Genomic DNA, 19,257 nt, shown 5'->3' on the forward strand with positions numbered 1-19,257 from the left:
GAGGGTTCTTAACCTTTTTGTGTATATATTTAAAATTAAGTTCTACAAATCCATTAACAGATGTCTTCAAATACTGTAAACCAAAGAATTAATTTTGCTTCGACTAAAAATCCACTTGAATATCCGGATTTTTTGGAAGTACAATTGAAGTCATTCAAAGACTTTTTACAACTGGATACCCCACCCGAAAAGCGTAAGAACGAGGGACTGTATAAAGTATTTGCTGAAAACTTCCCCATTGCCGATACAAGAAACAATTTTGTTCTTGAGTTTTTGGACTACTATATTGATCCGCCGCGTTATACTATTGATGATTGTATAGAGCGAGGGCTTACTTATAGTGTGCCTTTGAAAGCAAAATTGAAATTATACTGTACAGATCCTGATCATGAGGATTTTGATACCGTTATTCAGGACGTATTCCTTGGTCCTATTCCTTATATGACGGATAAGGCAACTTTCGTCATCAACGGTGCGGAACGTGTGGTTGTATCTCAGCTTCACCGTTCTCCAGGCGTATTCTTCGGTCAGAGCGTACATGCTAATGGTACCAAACTTTATTCTGCCCGCATCATTCCGTTCAAAGGTTCATGGATTGAGTTTGCTACTGATATTAACAATGTCATGTATGCGTACATTGACCGTAAGAAGAAGTTACCCGTTACTACTTTGCTGAGAGCTATCGGTTTTGAGAATGATAAGGATATTCTTGAAATTTTCAATTTAGCCGAAGACATTAAAGTCAATAAGACGAATCTCAAAAGAGTGTTGGGGCGTAAGTTGGCAGCTCGTGTTTTGAAAACATGGATTGAAGATTTTGTAGACGAAGATACTGGTGAAGTTGTTTCTATTGAACGTAACGAGGTTGTAATAGACCGTGAAACAGTTATCGAACCGGAACATGTTGACATTATTTTAGAGTCAGGCGTTCAAAACATTCTTGTTCACAAGGAAGAACCGAATCAATCTGACTATTCTATTATATATAATACGCTTCAGAAAGACCCGAGTAACTCGGAAAAAGAAGCGGTACTGTATATCTATCGTCAGTTGCGTAATGCAGACCCTGCCGATGATGCCAGTGCACGTGAAGTTATCAACAATCTGTTCTTCTCTGAAAAGAGATATGACTTGGGTGATGTAGGTCGTTATAGAATCAACAAGAAATTGAACCTGACGACTGATATGGACGTGCGCGTCCTGACTAAGGAAGATATCATTGAGATTATCAAGTATCTGATTGAGTTGATTAACTCAAAAGCTGATGTGGATGATATTGACCACTTGAGTAACCGTCGTGTGCGTACTGTAGGCGAGCAATTGTCTAACCAGTTTGCAATCGGTTTGGCTCGTATGTCACGTACGATCCGTGAACGTATGAACGTGCGCGATAATGAAGTGTTTACTCCGATTGACTTGATTAACGCCAAGACTATTTCTTCCGTAATCAACTCATTCTTCGGAACGAATGCTTTGTCCCAGTTTATGGACCAGACGAATCCGCTGGCTGAAATTACGCATAAGCGTCGTATGTCTGCCCTCGGTCCTGGTGGTTTGTCGCGTGAGCGTGCCGGATTTGAGGTACGTGACGTTCACTATACTCACTACGGTCGTCTTTGTCCGATTGAAACACCGGAAGGACCGAACATTGGTTTGATCTCTTCTTTGTGTGTGTTCGCTAAGATTAATGTGCTTGGTTTTATTGAAACTCCGTATCGTAAGGTTGAAAATGGTAAAGTAGACCTTTCTGATGCAGGTTTGGCATACTTGACTGCGGAAGAAGAAGAAGCTAAAATTATTGCTCAGGGTAATGCTCCGTTGAATGATGATGGTACTTTCATTCGTGATAAAGTAAAGGCTCGTCAGGATGCTGACTATCCGGTTGTAACTCCGGATGAAGTAGAACTGATGGACGTATCTCCTCAGCAGATTGCTTCTATTGCTGCATCTTTGATTCCTTTCTTGGAACATGATGATGCTAACCGTGCATTGATGGGTTCGAACATGATGCGCCAGGCAGTTCCTTTGTTGAAGAGTGAAGCTCCTATTGTAGGTACAGGTATCGAACGTCAGTTGGTACGCGATTCTCGGACGCAGATTACTGCTGAAGGTGATGGTGTGATTGACTTTGTGGATGCTACCACTATCCGTATTTTGTACGATCGTACGGAAGACGAGGAATTTGTAAGTTTTGAACCGGCTTTGAAAGAATACCGTATTCCGAAATGGCGTCGTACAAACCAGAATATGACGATTGACCTTCGTCCTATTTGTGAAATTGGCCAGCGTGTAACGAAGGGGCAGATTCTGACAGAAGGTTATTCTACGGAAAATGGTGAGTTGGCTTTGGGTAAGAACCTTTTGGTAGCTTACATGCCGTGGAAGGGTTATAACTATGAGGATGCTATCGTATTGAACGAACGTGTGGTTCGTGAAGATATATTGACTTCAATTCATGTGGAAGAATATTCACTGGAGGTTCGTGAAACGAAACGTGGTATGGAAGAATTGACTTCCGATATTCCGAATGTGAGTGAAGAAGCTACTAAAGATTTGGATGAAAATGGTATCGTACGTGTGGGTGCTCGCATCCAACCGGGTGATATTTTGATTGGTAAGATAACACCGAAAGGTGAGTCTGATCCGTCGCCGGAAGAAAAATTGCTTCGTGCTATTTTCGGTGATAAGGCAGGTGATGTGAAAGATGCTTCTTTGAAAGCTTCTCCTTCTTTGAAGGGTGTTGTTATCGACAAGCGTTTGTTCTCACGTGTAATCAAGAGCCGTAGTTCCAAATTGGCAGATAAGGCTTTGTTGCCGAAGATTGATGATGAATTCGATGCAAAAGTTGCTGATTTAAGAGGTGTCTTGATTAGAAAACTATTGAAGTTGACAGAAAATTATGTGTCGGAGGGTGTGAAAGATTATATGGGTGCTGATATTATCTCAAAAGGTGCCAAATTTTCTCCTTCTGATTTCGGTGATTTGGACTTTACTTCAATTCAGTTGAGTAACTGGACGAATGACGACCGTATCAACGGTATGATTCGTGATTTGGTGATGAACTTCATCAAGAAATATAAGGAACTGGATGCCGAACTGAAACGTAAGAAGTTTGCTATCACTATTGGTGATGAACTTCCTGCTGGTATCATTCAGATGGCGAAAGTCTATATTGCTAAGAAACGTAAGATCGGTGTAGGTGATAAGATGGCAGGTCGTCACGGTAACAAGGGTATTGTTTCCCGCGTTGTTCGTCAGGAAGATATGCCGTTCCTCGCTGATGGTACTCCGGTAGATATTGTATTGAATCCGTTGGGTGTACCTTCTCGTATGAACATTGGTCAGATATTTGAGGCTGTATTAGGTCGTGCCGGTAAGAATTTGGGTGTTAAGTTTGCAACTCCTATTTTTGATGGTGCCACATTGGATGACTTGAATGAGTGGACTGACAAGGCTGGTTTGCCACGTTATGGTAAGACTAAATTGTATGATGGTGGTACGGGTGAGCCGTTTGACCAGCATGCTACGGTTGGTGTTACCTATATGTTGAAGTTGGGTCACATGGTTGAAGATAAGATGCACGCACGTTCTATCGGTCCGTACTCTCTGATTACTCAACAGCCGTTGGGTGGTAAGGCACAGTTCGGTGGTCAGCGTTTCGGAGAAATGGAAGTTTGGGCGCTTGAGGCATTTGGTGCTGCGCACATCCTGCAGGAAATTTTGACTATCAAATCCGATGACGTTGTTGGCCGTTCTAAAGCTTATGAAGCAATTGTGAAGGGTGAACCGATGCCGCAACCTGGTATTCCTGAATCACTCAATGTATTGTTGCATGAGTTGAGAGGTCTGGGCCTTAGCATCAATCTGGAATAAATCTATAATTAATAGTTGGGGGTGATAATCTATCTGCTCTCAACTATTAATTGTCAATATTCAATTGTCAATTTTCAATTATATATAATAAAGTATGGCTTTTAGAAAAGATAACAAGATAAAGAGTAATTTCTCGAAGATCTCTATTGGTTTGGCTTCTCCGGAAGAAATCCTTGAGAATTCGAGTGGTGAAGTTTTAAAGCCTGAAACTATCAACTATCGTACGTATAAGCCTGAACGTGACGGTTTGTTCTGTGAGCGCATTTTTGGTCCTATCAAGGATTATGAATGTCATTGCGGTAAGTACAAACGTATCCGTTACAAAGGTATTGTCTGCGACCGTTGTGGTGTGGAAGTGACAGAGAAAAAAGTACGTCGTGAGCGTATGGGACACATTCAGTTGGTTGTGCCGGTAGCTCATATCTGGTATTTCCGCTCACTTCCTAACAAGATTGGTTATTTGTTGGGTCTTCCTACAAAGAAACTTGATTCTATTATTTATTATGAGCGTTATGTGGTAATCCAGGCTGGTGTGATGTCAGGTGAGATTGCTGAATATGATTTGCTCTCGGAAGAAGAATATCTGGATTTGATGGAGAAGTTGCCGAAAGACAATCAATTCCTGGAAGATTCAGATCCTAATAAATTCATAGCTAAGATGGGTGCTGAAGCCATTTATGACTTGCTGGCCCGTCTGGATTTGGATGCATTGTCTTATGAATTGCGTCACCGTGCTGGTAACGACGCTTCTCAACAACGTAAGAATGAGGCTTTGAAGCGTCTTCAGGTTGTTGAATCATTCCGTGCATCTCGTGGACGTAATAAGCCGGAATGGATGATCGTACGTATTGTACCGGTTATCCCACCCGAACTTCGTCCATTGGTTCCGTTAGATGGTGGTCGTTTCGCTACTTCTGACTTGAATGACCTTTATCGTCGTGTAATTATTCGTAATAATCGTCTGAAGAGACTTATTGAGATCAAAGCTCCTGAAGTAATTTTGCGTAATGAAAAACGTATGTTGCAGGAAGCTGTTGATTCTTTGTTCGATAACTCACGTAAATCCAGTGCAGTAAAAACGGATGCTAACCGTCCTTTGAAATCTCTTTCTGATAGTTTGAAAGGTAAGCAAGGTCGTTTCCGTCAGAACCTGTTGGGTAAACGTGTTGACTATTCTGCACGTTCGGTAATCGTTGTAGGTCCGGAATTAAGAATGGGTGAATGCGGTATTCCTAAATTAATGGCAGCTGAACTGTACAAACCGTTCATTATACGTAAGTTGATTGAACGTGGTATTGTGAAGACCGTGAAGAGTGCCAAGAAGATTGTAGATCGTAAAGAAGCTGTTATCTGGGATATTCTGGAACATGTAATGAAAGGTCATCCGGTACTGTTGAACCGTGCACCGACATTGCACCGTTTGGGTATTCAGGCGTTCCAGCCTAAGATGATTGAAGGAAAAGCTATTCAGCTGCACCCGTTGGCATGTACGGCTTTCAATGCCGACTTTGACGGTGACCAGATGGCTGTTCACTTGCCGTTGAGCAATGAAGCTGTTCTGGAGGCTCAGATGTTGATGCTTCAATCTCATAATATTTTGAACCCGGCGAATGGTGCTCCTATTACTGTGCCTTCTCAGGATATGGTGCTTGGTTTGTACTACATTACTAAATTACGTAAGGGTGCAAAAGGCGAAGGCTTGATATTCTATGGTCCGGAAGAAGCCTTGATTGCTTACAATGAGGGTAAAGTTGATATTCATGCTCCGATCAGCGTTGTTGTGAAGGATGTGGACGAGAATGGAAACGTTGTTGACGTAATGATGCATGACACTTCTGTAGGTCGTGTAATTGTTAACGAAATTGTTCCCCCTGAAGCTGGTTATATCAATACCATTATTTCTAAGAAATCACTTCGTGATATTATTAGTGATGTAATTAAGGTATGTGGTGTGGCTAAAGCTGCCGACTTCCTCGATGGTATTAAGAATTTAGGTTATCAAATGGCCTTTAAGGGTGGTTTGTCATTCAACTTGGGTGATATTATCATTCCGGAACAAAAAGAGGCATTGGTACAGAAAGGATATGATGAAGTTGAGCAGGTTATCAACAACTATAACATGGGTTTCATTACCAATAATGAACGTTACAATCAGGTGATCGATATTTGGACTCATGTTAATTCAGAGTTGTCTAATATATTGATGAAGACCATTTCGAGTGATGATCAAGGGTTCAATGCTGTATATATGATGTTGGATTCTGGTGCCCGTGGTTCTAAAGAACAGATTCGTCAGTTGTCTGGTATGCGTGGTTTGATGGCAAAACCGCAGAAGGCAGGTGCAGAGGGTGGTCAGATTATTGAAAACCCGATTCTTTCAAACTTTAAGGAAGGCCTTTCGGTGTTGGAGTACTTTATTTCTACCCACGGTGCCCGTAAAGGTTTGGCGGATACGGCGTTGAAAACGGCTGATGCCGGATATTTGACTCGTCGTCTGGTTGACGTATCTCATGATGTGATTATTAATGAAGAAGACTGCGGTACGCTCCGTGGATTGGTTTGTACAGACTTGAAGAATAATGATGAAATCATTGCTACATTGTATGAGCGTATCCTTGGCCGTGTATCTGTACATGATATTGTTCATCCTACAACAGGTGAATTGCTGGTTGCAGGTGGTGAAGAAATAACCGAAGAAGTTGCTAAGAAGATTCAGGATTCTCCGATTGAAAGTGTTGAAATACGTTCTGTATTGACTTGTGAATCGAAGAAGGGTGTTTGTGCAAAATGTTATGGGCGTAATCTTGCAACGAGCCAGATGGTTCAGAGAGGTGAGGCTGTTGGTGTAATTGCTGCACAGTCTATCGGTGAGCCGGGTACGCAGTTGACGTTGCGTACTTTCCACGCCGGTGGTACGGCTGCCAATATTGCAGCCAATGCAAGTATCACAGCTAAGAATCCGGCACGTCTGGAATTTGAAGAACTTCGTACTGTAGATGTGGTAGATGAAGCAGGCGAACCGGCAAAGGTGGTAGTAGGTCGTTTGGCTGAAGTACGCTTTGTGGATGTGAATACTGGTATTGTTCTTTCTACTCATAATGTACCTTATGGTTCTACTCTTTATGCAGCTGATGGTGAGGTCGTAGAAAAAGGTAAGATGATTGCCCGCTGGGATCCGTTCAACGCTGTTATTATAACGGAAGCTACAGGTAGGATTGAGTTTGAAGGTGTTATCGAGAATGTCACCTATAAGGTGGAATCTGATGAGTCTACCGGTCTGCGCGAAATTATCATCATTGAGTCTAAGGATAAGACGAAAGTTCCGACAGCTCACATTATGACAGAAGACGGTGACTTGATTCGTACATATAACCTCCCTGTGGGTGGTCACGTTGTTGTCGAAAACAAGCAAAAGGTAAAAGCCGGTGAAGTTATCGTGAAAATACCTCGTGCAGTTGGTAAGGCTGGTGATATCACGGGTGGTCTTCCACGTGTAACAGAGTTGTTTGAGGCTCGTAATCCGTCTAATCCTGCTGTTGTTTCTGAAATTGATGGTGAGGTTACAATGGGTAAGGTTAAACGTGGTAATCGTGAAATAGTCGTAACTTCTAAGACTGGTGAAGTTAAGAAGTATCTGGTACCGTTGTCAAAACAGATTCTGGTACAAGAGAACGACTATGTACGCGCTGGAACTCCATTGTCTGACGGTGCTACAACTCCTGCTGATATTTTGGCTATTAAAGGTCCTACGGCTGTGCAGGAATATATCGTAAATGAGGTACAGGATGTATATCGTCTGCAGGGTGTGAAGATTAATGATAAGCACTTTGAAATTATAGTTCGCCAGATGATGCGTAAAGTTGAAATCGATGAACCGGGCGATACTCGCTTCTTGGAACAACAGGTCGTGGATAAGTTGGAGTTCATGGAAGAAAATGATCGTATTTGGGGTAAGAAGGTGGTTGTTGATGCTGGTGATTCTCAGAATTTGCAGCCGGGACAGATTGTTACTGCTCGCAAATTACGTGATGAAAACAGTATGCTAAAACGCCGTGACTTGAAACCAGTTGAAGTGCGTGATGCTGTTCCTGCAACTTCTACTCAGATTCTTCAGGGTATAACTCGTGCTGCTTTGCAAACTTCAAGCTTCATGTCAGCTGCTTCATTCCAGGAAACTACAAAGGTTTTGAACGAAGCTGCTATCAATGGTAAGATTGATAAGTTGGAAGGTATGAAAGAGAACGTTATCTGTGGTCACTTGATACCTGCCGGTACTGGTCAACGTGAATATGAAAAGATAATTGTTGGCTCTAAAGAGGAATATGATCGTATTCTTGCAAATAAGAAAACGGTTCTTGATTATAACTCAATGGATGTTGAAGAATAATATGTAATAAATACAGTCAATTGATTATTAAATAGGAAAGAGGAGATGTCTTTAAAAGGATGTCTCCTCTTTTGTTTTTGGAATAAAATATAATTCTTACCTTTGAATATTTAAATTCTAAACGTAAAGTGAAAATGGAAAATCAGGAAATGAATAATCATTTACAAATTGAACTGAAAGAAGATATTGCGCAGGGGATATATGCCAATTTAGCTGTGATTACACACTCCAGCTCTGAGTTTATTGTTGATTTTGTACGGGTGATGCCGGGAATGCCTAAAGCTGGTGTAAAATCCCGTATTGTGTTGGCACCGGAGCATGCTAAGAGACTATTGCGTGCTTTGGAAGAAAATATTGGTAAATATGAGCGTACATTTGGTACTATCAGGTTGTTGGATGAACAACCAATTCCGCCTATGACGAATGTCAAAGGGGAAGCTTGAAATTAAAAAAAAACTTGTAGTGCATTGATTATTCAAATATTATTCGTATTTTTGCAGCCCAAAAGTGTATAGCTACGAAATTAATATAACAATAATATATAATTAAAAACAATTAAAATGCCTACAATTCAGCAATTAGTAAGAAAAGGACGCGAGGTGTTGGTGGAGAAAAGTAAATCACCGGCTCTTGATTCATGTCCTCAAAGACGTGGCGTTTGCGTGAGAGTGTATACAACCACTCCGAAAAAGCCGAATTCTGCAATGCGTAAAGTTGCACGTGTACGTTTGACCAATGGTAAAGAGGTGAACTCTTACATTCCGGGAGAAGGACACAACTTGCAGGAACACTCTATTGTATTAGTACGTGGTGGTCGTGTTAAGGACCTTCCGGGTGTACGTTATCACATTGTTCGTGGTACATTGGATACTGCAGGTGTTGCAGGTCGTACTCAAAGACGTTCTAAATACGGAACTAAGCGTCCGAAACCAGGACAGCAAGCTACACCGGCTAAGAAAAAATAATAGATAGCCCTACACTGTAAACAGTTAAATTAAAAGTAATAACTTACGTTTTAGTTTATTGGAAATGCTAAAGGTTGAGTAAATTCTCCGGAGGGGGAGTTGAAGAAGTCAAGAAGTAAACAACCAAGAACGAAAAACATTATTCTTTCAAACAAATGAGAAAAGCAAAACCCAAAAAACGCGTTATCCTGCCGGATCCCGTGTTTAATGATCAAAAGGTTTCAAAATTCGTAAACCATCTGATGTATGACGGAAAGAAGAATACCTCTTATGAAATCTTCTATGCCGCTTTGGAAACAGTAAAAGCAAAACTTCCTAACGAAGAAAAGTCTGCCCTTGAAATTTGGAAAAAGGCTTTGGATAATGTAACTCCGCAAGTTGAGGTTAAATCTCGTCGTGTAGGTGGTGCTACATTTCAGGTTCCGACTGAAATACGTCCGGATCGTAAGGAGTCAGTATCAATGAAAAACCTGATTATTTTTGCTCGCAAGCGTGGTGGTAAATCAATGGCTGATAAGTTAGCTGCTGAGATCATGGATGCGTATAATGAACAAGGTGGTGCTTACAAACGTAAAGAAGATATGCATAGAATGGCTGAAGCTAACCGTGCATTTGCTCATTTTAGATTCTAATACTATAAGAATAACCGATAGATTAAAAACTTAAAGTAAAAGGAATTAAAAAATGGCTAAGCAAGATTTACATTTGACGCGTAATATTGGTATCATGGCTCACATCGATGCCGGAAAAACAACTACCTCTGAACGTATCCTGTTCTATACGGGTTTGACTCACAAAATTGGAGAAGTACATGATGGTGCTGCTACAATGGACTGGATGGCACAGGAGCAAGAACGTGGTATTACTATCACCTCTGCTGCTACTACAACTCGTTGGAAATATGCAGGTGATACTTATAAAATCAACTTGATTGATACTCCGGGACACGTTGACTTTACTGCTGAAGTAGAGCGCTCTTTGCGTATCTTGGATGGTGCTGTTGCTGCATACTGTGCAGTAGGTGGAGTTGAACCGCAGTCTGAGACTGTATGGCGCCAGGCTGATAAATATAATGTGCCACGTATTGCTTATGTGAACAAAATGGACCGTTCGGGTGCTGACTTCTTTGAGGTTGTGCGCCAGATGAAGGCTGTTTTGGGAGCTAATCCGTGTCCGATAGTTATTCCTATTGGCGCTGAGGAATCTTTTAAAGGTCTGGTGGATCTTATTAAGATGAAAGCTATTTATTGGCATGATGAAACAATGGGCGCTGACTATACAGTGGAAGAAATTCCTGCTAATCTGGTAGACGAAGCTAACGAGTGGAGAGACAAAATGCTTGAGAAAGTGGCGGAGTTTGACGATGCTTTGATGGAGAAATATTTTGATGATCCTTCTACTATTACAGAAGAAGAAGTATTGAGAGCTCTTCGCAATGCTACAGTGCAGATGGCAGTTGTTCCGATGTTGTGTGGCTCTTCATTTAAGAACAAGGGCGTACAGACTTTGCTTGACTATGTTTGTGCATTCTTGCCGTCTCCATTGGATACAGAAAATGTAGTTGGTACAAATCCTGACACAGGGGCTGAAGAAGATCGTAAGCCTAGTGATGACGAAAAAACTTCTGCTTTAGCATTTAAGATTGCAACTGACCCTTATGTAGGTCGTTTGACTTTCTTCCGTGTTTATTCGGGTAAAATAGAAGCAGGCTCTTATATTTACAACTCTCGTTCTGGTAAGAAAGAACGTGTATCTCGTTTGTTCCAGATGCACTCAAACAAGCAGAATCCGGTTGAAGTTATTGGTGCTGGTGATATTGGTGCAGGTGTTGGTTTCAAAGATATTCATACTGGTGATACCTTGTGTGATGAAGATGCACCGATTGTATTGGAATCTATGGATTTCCCGGAACCGGTTATTGGTATTGCGGTAGAACCAAAGACTCAGAAGGATATGGACAAGCTGTCTAACGGTTTGGCTAAATTGGCTGAAGAAGATCCGACGTTTACTGTGAAAACTGATGAGCAGACTGGCCAGACGGTTATTTCTGGTATGGGTGAGCTTCACTTGGATATTATTATTGACCGTCTGAAACGTGAGTTTAAGGTAGAATGTAACCAAGGTAAGCCTCAGGTTAACTACAAGGAAGCTATTACGAAGACAGTTAACTTGCGTGAAGTTTATAAGAAGCAGTCTGGTGGTCGTGGTAAATTTGCTGATATTATAGTAAATATCGGTCCGGTTGATGAAGACTTTACTCAAGGAGGCTTGCAGTTTATTGATGAAGTGAAAGGTGGTAATATTCCTAAAGAATTCATTCCATCTGTACAAAAGGGATTCACTACTGCAATGAAGAATGGTGTACTAGCTGGTTATCCTTTGGATTCACTGAAGGTGACATTGCTTGATGGTTCTTTCCACCCGGTTGACTCTGATCAATTGTCGTTTGAGATCTGTGCTATCCAAGCATATAAGAGTGCTTGTGCTAAGGCAGGTCCTGTACTTATGGAGCCTATCATGAAACTGGAAGTTGTAACTCCGGAAGAAAATATGGGTGATGTGATCGGTGACTTGAATAAGCGCCGTGGTCAGGTAGAAGGCATGGAATCAAGTCGTTCAGGTGCTCGTATTGTAAAAGCTATGGTTCCGTTGGCAGAAATGTTTGGTTATGTAACGGCTTTGCGTACTATAACTTCTGGTCGTGCTACTTCATCAATGGTTTATTCTCATCATGCTCAAGTTTCTAACTCTATTGCTAAGGCAGTATTGGAAGAAGTAAAGGGACGTGCTGATTTACTCTAAAATACTTAGAATCCGTAGGCTAGCGAATGACTCTTAGCCTACGGAATTTTATCTTATTATAACTTTAATAATTAATCAAACTAATGAGTCAAAAAATTAGAATTAAATTGAAATCTTACGACCACAACTTGGTTGACAAGTCAGCTGAGAAGATTGTAAGAACGGTGAAGGCAACGGGCGCCATCGTTAGCGGTCCGATTCCTCTCCCTACGCACAAGCGTATCTTTACCGTGAACCGTTCGACTTTCGTAAACAAGAAGTCGCGTGAACAGTTTGAACTCTCTTCTTATAAGAGACTGATCGACATCTATAGCTCAACTGCTAAGACTGTAGACGCTCTGATGAAGTTGGAGTTACCGAGTGGTGTGGAAGTAGAAATCAAAGTTTAGTATTTAAATTTTAAGTGAAATGCCAGGATTATTAGGAAAAAAAATCGGAATGACATCCGTTTTCAGTGCCGAGGGTAAGAACGTACCATGCACTGTTATCGAAGCAGGTCCTTGTGTTGTTACTCAAGTTAAGAGTGTCGAAAAAGATGGCTATGCAGCTGTTCAGTTGGGCTTCCAGGATAAAAAGGAGAAGCATACAACTAAACCGTTGATGGGTCACTTTAAGAAGGCTGGAGTAACTCCCAAGAAACACTTGGCTGAGTTCAAAGAATTTGAAACAGAGTTAAATCTGGGTGATACTGTTACCGTAGAATTGTTTAATGACGCAACTTTTGTTGATGTTATCGGAACTTCTAAAGGTAAGGGTTTCCAAGGTGTAGTTAAAAGACATGGTTTTGGTGGTGTAGGTCAGACTACTCACGGTCAGCACAATCGTGCTCGTAAGCCGGGTTCTATCGGTGCTTGTTCATACCCTGCAAAAGTATTCAAAGGGATGCGTATGGGTGGTCAACTTGGCGGCGACAGAGTGACTGTTCAAAACTTACAGGTATTAAAGGTTCTTCCGGATCACAACCTTCTTTTGATTAAGGGGTCTGTTCCCGGTTGCAAAGGTTCAATCGTAATAATTGAGAAATAATGGAAGTTAACGTATATAACATTAAAGGTGAAGACACTGGGAGAAAGATTACGTTAAACGAATCTATCTTCGGAATTGAGCCCAACGACCACGCTATCTATTTGGACGTAAAGCAATTTATGGCTAATCAGCGTCAGGGTACACATAAATCAAAAGAAAGAAGCGAGATTAGTGGTTCTACTCGTAAGATCGGTCGTCAAAAAGGCGGCGGTGGTGCACGCCGTGGTGACATGAACTCACCGGTACTTGTCGGTGGAGCTCGTGTTTTCGGTCCTAAACCGAGAGATTACTACTTCAAGTTGAATAAAAAAGTAAAGACATTAGCTCGTAAGTCAGCTTTAGCATATAAGGCACAGAACAATGCGGTTGTTATTGTAGAAGACTTCAATTTTGAAGCTCCGAAAACGAAAGATTTTGTTGCAATGACAAAAAACCTTAAAGTTTCTGACAAAAAGCTGCTGGTAATTTTACCGGAAGCAAATAAAAATGTATATTTGTCGGCTCGTAACGTGGAAAGTGCAAATGTACAGACTCTCTCAGGATTAAATACTTACAGAGTATTGAATGCTGGGGTTGTTGTGTTTACTGAAAGCGCTCTTTCGGCTATTGACAATATCTTAATGTAAAAAGGAGGCTTAAATAATGGGAATTATTATTAAACCGTTAGTAACAGAGAAAATGACAGCGATTACAGATAAGGCGAACAATCGTTTCGGCTTTATTGTACGTCCTGATGCTAACAAATTGGAAATTAAGAGTGAAGTTGAAGCCTTATATAACGTTACGGTAGTTGATGTAAATACAGTTAAGTATGCCGGTAAAAACAAAAGCCGTTATACAAAAGCAGGTATCATCAATGGTCGTACGAATGCATATAAAAAAGCAATCGTTACGTTGAAAGAAGGAGATACTATTGATTTTTATAGCAATATTTAAAAGAAATGGCAGTACGTAAATTTAAGCCCACAACACCGGGGCAAAGACATAAAATTATTGGTACCTTTGAGGAAATTACTGCGCGGGTACCAGAAAAATCTCTTGTTTTTGGCAAGAAATCTTCAGGTGGTCGCAACAGCGAAGGTAAGATGACTATGCGCTACATTGGTGGTGGTCATAAGAAGATTATTAGAATTGTAGATTTCAAGAGAAATAAGGACGGTGTACCTGCAGTGGTTAAAACAATTGAATATGATCCGAATCGTTCGGCTCGTATCGCTTTGTTGTTTTATGCAGATGGAGAAAAAAGATATATAATTGCTCCCAATGGATTGCAAGTAGGTGCGACTTTAATGTCAGGTGAGAGTGCTGCTCCGGAAATCGGTAATGCACTTCCTCTTCAGAATATTCCGGTTGGTACTGTAATTCATAACATTGAATTACGTCCGGGTCAAGGTGCAGCTTTGGTTCGTTCAGCTGGTAATTTTGCTCAGTTGACTTCAAGAGAAGGTAAATATTGTGTTATCAAATTACCTTCAGGTGAAGTTAGACAAATACTTAGCACTTGTAAAGCTACTATCGGTAGTGTTGGTAACTCAGATCATGGGTTGGAAAGTTCAGGTAAAGCTGGACGCTCTCGTTGGATGGGTCGTCGCCCGCGTAACCGTGGTGTTGTTATGAACCCGGTTGATCACCCGATGGGTGGTGGTGAAGGACGTGCTTCAGGAGGACACCCAAGATCTCGTAAAGGATTGTACGCTAAGGGACTTAAGACAAGAGCTCCGAAGAAACAATCGTCTAAGTATATTATTGAGAGAAGAAAGAAGTAATCTGATTAATTGAGTAAACTATGAGTCGTTCATTAAAAAAAGGTCCGTATATTAACGTTAAGCTTGAGAAGAAAGTTCTTGCTATGAATGAATCAGGCAAGAAAGTTGTTGTTAAGACTTGGGCCAGAGCTTCAATGATTTCGCCTGATTTCGTAGGCCATACAGTTGCAGTTCATAACGGAAATAAATTTATTCCTGTATACGTTACCGAAAATATGGTAGGTCATAAGTTGGGCGAATTTGCTCCAACTCGTACTTTCAGAGGACACGCTGGTAACAAGAAAAAATAACAGGATTTATCTGAAATAATAAAGTATAAATATAATGGGAGCAAGAAAAAAAATATCGGCTGAAAAAAGAAAAGAAGCCCTTAAGTCCATGTATTTTGCAAAGTTGCAGAATGTTCCTACTTCCCCTCGCAAAATGCGTCTCGTGGCTGACATGATTCGCGGGATGGAAGTGAACAGAGCACTTGGCGTTTTGAAGTTTTCTTCAAAAGAAGCAGCTGCCAGAGTTGAGAAATTACTGCGCTCTGCAATTGCTAACTGGGAGCAGAAAAACGAACGTAAAGCTGAAAGTGGCGAGTTATTCGTAACAAAGATTTTTGTTGATGGTGGTGCTACACTCAAGAGAATGAGACCGGCTCCGCAGGGTAGAGGTTACAGAATTCGTAAGCGTTCAAATCACGTAACGTTGTTCGTTGGTTCTAAAAGTAATAACGAAGATCAAAATTAAGGTAAATGGGACAAAAAGTTAATCCAATAAGCAACCGTTTAGGAATTATCAGAGGATGGGATTCCAATTGGTATGGTGGAAATAATTACGGCGATTCTCTGCTGGAAGATAGCAAGATTCGTAAATATTTGAACGCTAGACTTGCAAAAGCTAGTGTATCAAGAATCGTAATTGAACGTACACTGAAACTCGTGACTATTACCGTTTGTACTGCACGTCCGGGTATTATTATCGGTAAAGGTGGCCAAGAAGTTGATAAGTTGAAAGAAGAGTTGAAGAAGGTTACCGATAAGGATATTCAGATCAATATCTTCGAAGTGAAAAGACCTGAGTTGGATGCTGTTATTGTTGCTAATAACATCGCTCGTCAGGTAGAGGGAAAGATTGCCTATCGCCGTGCCATTAAAATGGCTATCGCTAACACTATGCGTATGGGTGCTGAAGGTATCAAAATTCAGATTTCAGGACGTTTGAATGGCGCTGAAATGGCCCGTTCTGAAATGTATAAGGAAGGAAGAACTCCGTTGCACACTTTCAGAGCAGATATCGACTACTGTCATGCAGAAGCATTGACGAAGGTTGGTCTTCTCGGCATTAAAGTTTGGATCTGTAGAGGTGAAGTTTTTGGTAAGAGAGAATTAGCTCCGAACTTTACGCAAAGCAAAGAAAGCGGTCGTGGAAGCAATAGCGGAAACAATGGCGGAAAGAACTTCAAAAGAAAGAAAAATAATCGCTAAACGAATTTGAATTTTTAGGAATTATGTTACAACCGAAAAAGACAAAATTCAGAAGACAACAAAAAGGCCGTCAAAAAGGTATTGCCCAAAGAGGTAATCAGTTGGCTTTCGGTTCTTTTGGAATTAAGGCTTTGGAAACAAAATGGATTACAGGCCGTCAGATCGAAGCTGCTCGTATTGCAGTGACAAGATATATGCAACGTCAAGGACAAATTTGGATTCGTATTTTCCCGGATAAGCCTATTACCAGAAAACCTGCAGATGTACGTATGGGTAAAGGTAAGGGTGCTCCAGAGGGCTTTGTTGCCCCTGTTACTCCGGGAAGAATTATTATCGAAGCTGAAGGAGTATCTTATGAAATCGCAAAAGAAGCTTTGCGCTTAGCTGCACAGAAGCTTCCTATTACAACGAAGTTTGTTGTGAGACGTGATTATGATATTCAAAATCAAAATGCGTAATGGATATGAAAATAGCAGAAATTAAAGAAATACCTACCAATGATCTGGTAGAAAGAGTAGAGGCAGAAGTGACAAACTATAATCAAATGGTTTTAAATCATTCTATTTCTCCTTTGGATAATCCTGCTCAGATCAAACAATTACGCAGGACTATTGCGCGTATGAAAACAGAATTACGCCAAAGAGAACTTAACAATAAATGATGAGCTTGATGGAAGCAAGAAATTTAAGAAAAGAAAGAACTGGGGTTGTGCTGAGCAATAAGATGGATAAAACCATTACAGTAGCAGCTAAGTTTAAAGAGAAACACCCCATATATGGTAAGTTCGTTAGCAAGACTAAGAAGTACCATGCTCATGATGAAAAAAATGAGTGCAATATCGGTGATACTGTACTTATTATGGAGACTCGTCCTTTGAGCAAGACTAAAAGATGGAGATTGGTAGAAATAATTGAAAGAGCTAAGTAATTATGATACAAGTAGAATCCAGAATTACAGTATGTGATAACAGTGGAGCAAAAGAAGCTCTCTGTATTCGCGTTTTGGGCGGTACGGGTCGTCGTTATGCTTCAGTGGGGGACGTAATTGTTGTTTCTGTAAAGAGCGTCATCCCTTCAAGTGATATTAAAAAAGGTGCAGTGTCTAAAGCTTTGATCGTACGTACTAAGAAAGAAATCCGTCGTCCCGATGGTTCTTATATACGTTTTGATGATAATGCTTGTGTGTTGTTGAACAACGCAGGCGAGATTAGAGGTAGTCGTATTTTCGGTCCGGTAGCTCGTGAACTTCGTGCTACTAACATGAAAGTTGTGTCACTCGCTCCTGAAGTACTTTAATTTTGTAAAAGATTTAAGTAATGAGTAAATTACATATTAAAAAAGGCGATACAGTTTACGTAAATGCTGGTGAAGACAAAGGCAAAACTGGTCGTGTGTTGAAGGTTCTTGTTGATAAAAATCGTGCAATTGTTGAAGGTATCAACATGGTGTCCAAGAGCACTAAGCCTAATGCAAAGAACCCCCAGGGTGGTATTGTGAAGCAGGAAGCTTCTATCCATTTGTCTAACTTGAATCCCGTAGATCCTAAAACGGGTAAAGCCACGCGTATCAGTCGTAAAGTAACTATTGATGAAAATGGTAAGAAGACTATTGCACGTGTTTCTAAAAAATCAGGAGAGGAGATTAAGTAATGAGTAATACTGCAAGCCTTAAGAAAGAATATGTAGAGCGTATTGCGCCTGCATTGAAATCACAGTTCCAGTATTCTTCTGCAATGCAGGTACCCGTACTTAAGAAGATTGTTATCAATCAGGGTTTGGGTATGGCTGTTGCTGATAAGAAGATTATCGAAGTGGCAATTAATGAAATGACTGCTATCACAGGTCAGAAAGCTGTAGCAACCATTTCTCGTAAAGATATCGCTAACTTTAAGTTGCGTAAAAAAATGCCTATTGGTGTTATGGTAACTTTGCGTCGTGAGAGAATGTACGAATTTCTTGAAAAATTGGTTCGTGTAGCTCTTCCTCGTATCCGTGACTTCAAGGGTATTGAAAGTAAGTTTGATGGAAAGGGTAACTATACTCTTGGTATTCAGGAACAAATCATTTTCCCTGAAATTAATATCGATAGTATTACCAGAATTCTCGGAATGAATATTACCTTTGTAACCTCTGCACAAACAGATGAAGAAGGTTATGCCTTGTTGAAAGAATTCGGTTTACCGTTTAAAAACGCTAAAAAAGATTGATAATATGGCAAAGGAATCAATGAAGGCACGTGAAGTAAGACGTGCTAAATTAGTAGCCAAATATGCCGAGAAGAGAGCTGCATTGAAACAAATCGTTAGAACAGGTGATCCTGCTGAAGCTTTTGAAGCTGCACAGAAATTACAGGAACTGCCTAAGAATTCTAATCCGATTCGTATGCATAACCGTTGTAAATTGACTGGTCGTCCTAAAGGATATATCCGTCAATTCGGTATCTCCAGAATTCAATTCCGTGAGATGGCTTCTAACGGTCTTATTCCCGGTATTAAGAAAGCAAGCTGGTAATTTTTGTTTTAAATATTGTCAGGGTAGGCCTGATTAATTTAATTTTTTATTATATGACTGATCCAATAGCAGATTATTTGACGAGGTTGCGGAACGCTATTCAAGCAAAGCACAGAGTAGTAGAAGTTCCCGCTTCAAATTTGAAAAAAGAAATCACTAAGATTCTTTTTGAGAAAGGCTACATCCTTAATTATAAGTTTGTAGAAGATGGTCCTCAAGGTACAATTAAGGTAGCCTTGAAGTATGATCCGGTTAACAAAGTAAACGCAATTAAGAAACTGGAAAGAATTTCTTCTCCGGGTTTGCGTCAGTATACCGGTTATAAGGACATGCCGCGAGTTATTAATGGTTTGGGTATTGCTATAATATCTACTTCCAAAGGTGTAATGACCAACAAAGAAGCCGCTGAACTGAAAATCGGTGGTGAAGTTTTGTGTTATGTATATTAATAGGAGGA

General features: G+C 40.6%; 22 protein-coding genes. All 22 read left to right on the forward strand.

Features of this window, described 5'->3' with window-relative positions; translation table 11 throughout:
• Window positions 1-60 precede the first annotated feature (60 nt).
• The 22 genes from rpoB to rpsH all read left to right on the forward strand — a co-directional run bounded on the left by rpoB (window position 61) and on the right by rpsH (window position 19,249).
• Entirely contained in the window at window positions 61-3,873 is a 3,813-nt protein-coding gene (gene rpoB, locus BACINT_RS08165; protein ID WP_007662131.1) for a DNA-directed RNA polymerase subunit beta, read from the forward strand.
• A gap of 94 nt (window positions 3,874-3,967) precedes the next feature.
• Window positions 3,968-8,260, forward strand: coding sequence for a DNA-directed RNA polymerase subunit beta' (gene rpoC / locus BACINT_RS08170; RefSeq protein ID WP_007662133.1), 4,293 nt, complete (start codon window positions 3,968-3,970; stop codon window positions 8,258-8,260).
• A 134-nt stretch (window positions 8,261-8,394) separates the two neighbouring features.
• Entirely contained in the window at window positions 8,395-8,703 is a 309-nt protein-coding gene (locus BACINT_RS08175; protein WP_007662135.1) for a DUF3467 domain-containing protein, read from the forward strand.
• A 117-nt stretch (window positions 8,704-8,820) separates the two neighbouring features.
• Window positions 8,821-9,225, forward strand: coding sequence for a 30S ribosomal protein S12 (gene rpsL, locus BACINT_RS08180; protein WP_007662137.1), 405 nt, complete (start codon window positions 8,821-8,823; stop codon window positions 9,223-9,225).
• A 155-nt stretch (window positions 9,226-9,380) separates the two neighbouring features.
• Window positions 9,381-9,857 (forward strand): 30S ribosomal protein S7, encoded by a 477-nt coding sequence (gene rpsG / locus BACINT_RS08185; protein ID WP_007662138.1) that lies wholly within the window; start codon window positions 9,381-9,383, stop codon window positions 9,855-9,857.
• A 52-nt stretch (window positions 9,858-9,909) separates the two neighbouring features.
• The gene (fusA, locus tag BACINT_RS08190; RefSeq protein WP_007662139.1) at window positions 9,910-12,027 is read left to right on the forward strand and encodes an elongation factor G; all 2,118 of its coding nucleotides are present in this window, start codon (window positions 9,910-9,912) and stop codon (window positions 12,025-12,027) included.
• Between the two features lie 83 nt (window positions 12,028-12,110).
• Window positions 12,111-12,416: a 30S ribosomal protein S10 gene (gene rpsJ, locus BACINT_RS08195; protein WP_002558075.1), complete on the forward strand. Its 306-nt coding sequence runs from the start codon at window positions 12,111-12,113 to the stop codon at window positions 12,414-12,416.
• A 19-nt stretch (window positions 12,417-12,435) separates the two neighbouring features.
• Window positions 12,436-13,053: a 50S ribosomal protein L3 gene (rplC, locus tag BACINT_RS08200; RefSeq protein WP_007662140.1), complete on the forward strand. Its 618-nt coding sequence runs from the start codon at window positions 12,436-12,438 to the stop codon at window positions 13,051-13,053.
• A complete protein-coding gene (gene rplD, locus BACINT_RS08205) occupies window positions 13,053-13,679 on the forward strand; it encodes a 50S ribosomal protein L4 (RefSeq protein WP_007662141.1) in 627 nt (208 codons plus the stop codon). The genes rplC and rplD overlap by 1 nt, the downstream gene beginning before the upstream one ends.
• 16 nt (window positions 13,680-13,695) lie before the next feature.
• Entirely contained in the window at window positions 13,696-13,989 is a 294-nt protein-coding gene (gene rplW / locus BACINT_RS08210; protein WP_007662142.1) for a 50S ribosomal protein L23, read from the forward strand.
• Between the two features lie 5 nt (window positions 13,990-13,994).
• Window positions 13,995-14,819, forward strand: a complete 825-nt coding sequence (gene rplB / locus BACINT_RS08215) for a 50S ribosomal protein L2 (protein WP_007662143.1) — start codon at window positions 13,995-13,997, stop codon at window positions 14,817-14,819.
• A gap of 20 nt (window positions 14,820-14,839) precedes the next feature.
• Complete coding sequence (gene rpsS / locus BACINT_RS08220) at window positions 14,840-15,109, forward strand: 30S ribosomal protein S19 (protein ID WP_002558070.1); 270 nt, start codon at window positions 14,840-14,842, stop codon at window positions 15,107-15,109.
• 34 nt (window positions 15,110-15,143) lie between these two features.
• A complete protein-coding gene (gene rplV, locus BACINT_RS08225; protein WP_007662145.1) occupies window positions 15,144-15,554 on the forward strand; it encodes a 50S ribosomal protein L22 in 411 nt (136 codons plus the stop codon).
• Between the two features lie 5 nt (window positions 15,555-15,559).
• Complete coding sequence (gene rpsC / locus BACINT_RS08230; RefSeq protein ID WP_007212072.1) at window positions 15,560-16,291, forward strand: 30S ribosomal protein S3; 732 nt, start codon at window positions 15,560-15,562, stop codon at window positions 16,289-16,291.
• 23 nt (window positions 16,292-16,314) lie between these two features.
• Entirely contained in the window at window positions 16,315-16,749 is a 435-nt protein-coding gene (gene rplP, locus BACINT_RS08235; RefSeq protein ID WP_007212073.1) for a 50S ribosomal protein L16, read from the forward strand.
• 5 nt (window positions 16,750-16,754) lie between these two features.
• On the forward strand, window positions 16,755-16,952 hold the full coding sequence (gene rpmC / locus BACINT_RS08240; protein WP_007212074.1) for a 50S ribosomal protein L29: 198 nt from the start codon (window positions 16,755-16,757) through the stop codon (window positions 16,950-16,952).
• Window positions 16,949-17,218: a 30S ribosomal protein S17 gene (rpsQ, locus tag BACINT_RS08245; RefSeq protein ID WP_007662150.1), complete on the forward strand. Its 270-nt coding sequence runs from the start codon at window positions 16,949-16,951 to the stop codon at window positions 17,216-17,218. The genes rpmC and rpsQ overlap by 4 nt, the downstream gene beginning before the upstream one ends.
• A 2-nt stretch (window positions 17,219-17,220) precedes the next feature.
• Window positions 17,221-17,586, forward strand: coding sequence for a 50S ribosomal protein L14 (gene rplN, locus BACINT_RS08250; RefSeq protein WP_007212076.1), 366 nt, complete (start codon window positions 17,221-17,223; stop codon window positions 17,584-17,586).
• A gap of 20 nt (window positions 17,587-17,606) precedes the next feature.
• Window positions 17,607-17,939 carry a 50S ribosomal protein L24 gene (gene rplX, locus BACINT_RS08255; protein WP_007662153.1) on the forward strand — a complete coding sequence of 111 codons (333 nt, stop codon included), beginning with the start codon at window positions 17,607-17,609 and terminating at the stop codon, window positions 17,937-17,939.
• Window positions 17,939-18,496 carry a 50S ribosomal protein L5 gene (gene rplE, locus BACINT_RS08260; protein WP_007662155.1) on the forward strand — a complete coding sequence of 186 codons (558 nt, stop codon included), beginning with the start codon at window positions 17,939-17,941 and terminating at the stop codon, window positions 18,494-18,496. Before rplX ends, rplE begins: the two co-directional genes overlap by 1 nt.
• 4 nt (window positions 18,497-18,500) lie before the next feature.
• A complete protein-coding gene (gene rpsN, locus BACINT_RS08265) occupies window positions 18,501-18,800 on the forward strand; it encodes a 30S ribosomal protein S14 (protein ID WP_007212079.1) in 300 nt (99 codons plus the stop codon).
• A 53-nt stretch (window positions 18,801-18,853) separates the two neighbouring features.
• The gene (rpsH, locus tag BACINT_RS08270) at window positions 18,854-19,249 is read left to right on the forward strand and encodes a 30S ribosomal protein S8 (protein ID WP_004291226.1); all 396 of its coding nucleotides are present in this window, start codon (window positions 18,854-18,856) and stop codon (window positions 19,247-19,249) included.
• Window positions 19,250-19,257 lie beyond the last annotated feature (8 nt).

Origin of the sequence: Bacteroides intestinalis DSM 17393 (genome assembly GCF_000172175.1) — a bacterium.
In the GTDB taxonomy this organism is placed as follows: domain Bacteria; phylum Bacteroidota; class Bacteroidia; order Bacteroidales; family Bacteroidaceae; genus Bacteroides; species Bacteroides intestinalis.